General features: G+C 75.0%; 2 protein-coding genes and 1 pseudogene. 1 reads left to right on the top strand and 2 read right to left on the bottom strand.

Annotated features, from left to right (window positions below; all coding sequences use genetic code 11):
* Positions 1-180 precede the first annotated feature (180 nt).
* Positions 181-1,050 (bottom strand): annotated as a pseudogene (locus ACFXGA_RS36490) (DMT family transporter); the annotation flags it as partial.
* 3 nt (positions 1,051-1,053) lie between these two features.
* Positions 1,054-2,628 (bottom strand): class I adenylate-forming enzyme family protein, encoded by a 1,575-nt coding sequence (locus ACFXGA_RS36485; protein WP_378096456.1) that lies wholly within the window; start codon positions 2,626-2,628, stop codon positions 1,054-1,056.
* 442 nt (positions 2,629-3,070) lie between these two features.
* On the opposite strand from ACFXGA_RS36485, the gene ACFXGA_RS36480 reads away from it, so the two are divergent.
* Positions 3,071-3,907: dTDP-glucose 4,6-dehydratase (locus ACFXGA_RS36480; protein ID WP_378096453.1), on the top strand; the 837-nt coding region annotated here is incomplete at its 3' end.

The following is a 3,907-nucleotide window of genomic DNA, read 5'->3' as shown; positions in this document are numbered from 1 at the left end:
GCAGCACAAAGTATATCGTGTGGGAGAGGGCCGTCGGCGGCCCGGGCGCCCGGCGGGCGCGGCCAGCCGAGCGCGACCGCCCCGCGACGCCGGACGGGCGGCGACCGGCGAGGCGGTCGCACGCGACGGGAGCACCACGGCGTCCCCGACCCGCCGACCGCCCACCCGGCCCTCCGGCGGTCGGGGCCTGCCGCGCGACACCGCGACGCCGACCAGGCACAGCGCGCCGCCCGCCAACGCGATCGGCCCCGGCACCTCGTCCAACACCGCCCACGACAGCAGCACGACGATCGCCGGCACCAGGTACGTGGTCGCGCCGAGCTTCCCGGTCGTCATGTGGGACAGCGCGTACGCCCACGTGTAGAACGCCAGCGCGGTCGGCAGCAACCCCAGGTACACCACCGCCAGCGTCGCGCTCGCGGGCGCGGCACGCAGGTCGGCGACGAGCTGCCCGCCGAACGGCAGGCACGCGACCGCGCCGACCACGCAGCCGAACGTCGTGGCCTGCAGGGCGGACGCGTGCCGCAGGGCCGGCTTCTGCGCCACCACCCCGACCGCGTACCCGGCCGCCGCGACCACGCACAGCACCACGCCCAGGGCGGTGGTCGAGCCGCCACCGCCGGCCAGCCCGACCGCCGCGACGCCCGCGAACGCGATCCCGAGCCCGACCAGCAGCCTGACCGGGAACCCCTCGCGCAGGAGCCACCCGGCCAGGAACGCCACCAGGATCGGGCCGACCCCGACCACCAGCGCCGCCGTGCCCGCGTCCGCGTGCCGCTCACCCCAGTTCAACGCCACCATGTAGAGCGCGAACCAGAACACGCCGGAGCCGATGATCCCCGGCCACGCCGCCCGCGGCGGCACCCCCATGCCGCGCGCCGCGGCGACCGCGCCCAGCGCGACCGCGCCGACCAACAACCGGCCCAGCGCCAGCGACCCCGGCTGGAAGTGCCCGCCCGCGTACCGGATGCCGACGAACGCCGACGCCCACAGCACCATCGTGACCAGGACCGCCGCGGCGGCCTTCCCGTTGAGCGCGTCCCGTTCCACGGCTCACCCTCCCGCCATCGCGCGGACGTCGCGTCGGCGCAGCTTCCCCGTCGGCGTGCGCGGCAGCTCGGGCGCGAACACCACGTCCTCCGGGACCTTGTACCAGGTCAGGGCCTCGTGAGCGGCGGCGAGCAGCTCGGCCCGCAGCTCCTCCGGCGACGCGCCCTCCGCCGGCACGACCCACGCGCGCAGGGTCGTGACCCCGCTCTCGCGCCGCACCGAGCACACTGCGGCCTCGCGCACCCCCGGGTGCCGCAGCAGCAGGTCCTCGATCTCCGCCGGGTGCACGTTCTGGCCGCCGACGATCTCCACGTCGTCCAACCGGCCGTGCAGCCGCACGTACCCGTCCTCGTCCGCGGTGGCCGCGTCACCGGTGGCGTACCAGGAGTCCCCGGCCCGCGCCGGCGGGTCACCGCCCCGCCGCACGCCCGGCGCGATCGACGGACCCGCCACCTCCAACGCGCCCGGCACGTGCGGCGGCACCGGAGCGCCCGCCTCGTCCACGATCCGCATCCGGTACGGCGGCAGGATCCGCCCGATCGTGCCGTCACGCCGGTGGCCGACCGCGTTGGCCACCAGCGCGTGCCCGATCTCCGTGGTGCCGAAGATGTTCAGCAGCCGGTCGCCGAGGACGCCCTTGAGCCGCGCCTCCAACGCCTCCGGCAGCACCTCGCCGGCGACCAGCGCCAACCGGAGCCCGGACAGCGGCCGGTGGTCGGGGTGGCGCAGCAACCGCGCGTAGAAGCTCGGCTGGCCGTAGAACACCGTCACGCCGTAGGTCTTGATGATGCGCAACGCGTCGTCCTCGGTCGCGCGCTCGCGCGACAACACCGCCGCGCCGCCCCGGTGCAGCGGGAAGAACAGCGAGTTGCCGAGCCCGTAGGCGAAGTACATCCGCGACACCGAGAACGTGACGTCGTCCGGCGTGATGCCGACGACCGACCCGATGGCCTGCTCGAACACATCCGGGTCGCCGTGCGTGTGGAAGCACAGCTTGGGCTCGCCCGTGGTGCCCGACGTGAACACCGCGTACGCCGGCGTGTCCGCGGTGGCCGGGGCGTACGGCGCGCCGCCGTCCACTCCCAGGTCTTCCGGCCCGCCGCCGCCCGCCCGCAGCTCCTCCGGCGCGACGCCGCCCGCCCGCAGCTCTTCCGGTGCGACGCCGCCCGTCCGCAGCTCTTTCGGCGCGCCGCTGTCCGTCCGCAGGTCTTCCGGCGCGATGCGCTCGACGCGCGGGCCGCCCGGGTCCTCCTCGCACACGACCGCGTGCGGCTCCGCGATCCCGATCGCGCGCCGCACCTCGTCCGGGTGCATGGTCGAGTTCACCGGCACCGCGACCGCGCCGATGCGCAGCGCGCCGAGGAACGCCCACACCAGGTCGATGCCGTCCGGCAGCACGAGCGCGATCCGGCTGCCCGCGCCGAGACCTCGCGCGGCGTACGCGGCGGCGGCCCGGCCTGCGCCCTCGTAGACGTCGGCGTACCGGTAGGTCTCCACACCGACGTGGAAGGCGGGCCGGTCCAGCCAGCCCTGCTCGCGCGCGAGGTCGTGGAGCCGTTTGACGAGGTTGCCCGACATGATTCCCCCATCATCACGTCGAAGACGATGGCCACGACTTCCCCCGGTCGTCGCCGTGGTCGAGGGTTGGACGCACCGTCGGGGATGTCAAGGTGCGATGCCCGTGGCCGTGCCTGCAATTCACGCCATCGAGTGAGCCCGACCATCCCCACCCGCCCACGCCCGAACCGCCCGGTCGCTGCCGCCGCCGACGCCCCGCCACGGACGCCCCGCCACGGACGCCACGAACCGCCCGGCCCGACCGCTCCGGAACCCGCCGCTCCGGAACCCGCCGGCGACCCCCGGCCCGACCGCTCCGCAACCCGCCGACCACGCCGGCGACCCCCGGGCCCGGCTGCTCCGGACCTGCCGCACACCGCCGGCGACACTCGGCCCGGACACCTTGGTCCGCAGGACCGCGCACGCCGGGGACGTCGGTCGGCTCCCGCGTAAGGTGACCGGTATGGCGACCTACCTGGTGACCGGTGCCGCGGGCTTCATCGGGGCCAACTACGTGCACTTCCTGGTGGACCGGGAGCCGGGCGCGAGGGTGGTCGCGGTCGACTACCTCGGGTTCGCCGCCAACCTGCCCAACCTGGACCCGGTGCGCGACCGGGTCGAGTTCCGCCAGGTCGACATCGCCGACCTGGAGCGGATGGAGGCGTTGTACCGGGAGGTCCGCCCGGACTACGTGGTGAACTTCGCCGCCGAGAGCCACAACGACCGCGCGATCCTCGACCCGACGGCGTTCGTCCACGCCAACGCCCTGGGCGCGCAGGCCCTGCTGGAGTGCAGCCGGCGGGTGGGCGTCACCGCGCACCTGCACGTGTCCACCATCGAGGTGTACGGCGAACTGCCCGCCGACCGCGACGCGTTCACCGAGGCCAGCCCGCTGAACGCCAAGACGCCGTACAGCGCCGCCAAGGCCGCCGGCGACGTGCTGGTGCGCGCCTACATGCAGACGTACCCGGAGATGGACATCCGGATGACGCACTGCGCCAACAACTACGGGCCCTACCAGCTGCCCGAGAAGCTGATCCCGCTGATGATCACCAACGTGCTGCGCGGCCGCAAGGCGCCCGTCTACGGCGACGGCCGGCAACTGCGGGACTGGCTGCACGTCCTGGACCACTGCGAGGCCGTCCACACCGTGCTGCACGCCGACCTCGGCCCGATCCCGGCCGAGGCGGCGACCGACCCGGGGGCGGGGGGGCGGGAAGTAAAACCACCCCCCGCCCCGGGGTTGCCAACAGGCGGGCTGGGCACCGGGGGGGGGCCCCACCGCCCCCCCCCCCCCGCG

The sequence above is a fragment of the Actinosynnema sp. NPDC059335 genome, assembly GCF_042752395.1.
Lineage (GTDB): Bacteria > Actinomycetota > Actinomycetes > Mycobacteriales > Pseudonocardiaceae > Actinosynnema.
This window is presented reverse-complemented; position numbering and strand designations above follow the sequence as displayed.

Bases quoted from the DNA above. Each gene is read 5' to 3' on its own strand.
- ACFXGA_RS36485 (WP_378096456.1), bottom strand. From the start codon at position 2,628: ATGTCGGGCAACCTCGTCAAACGGCTCCACGACCTCGCGCGCGAGCAG.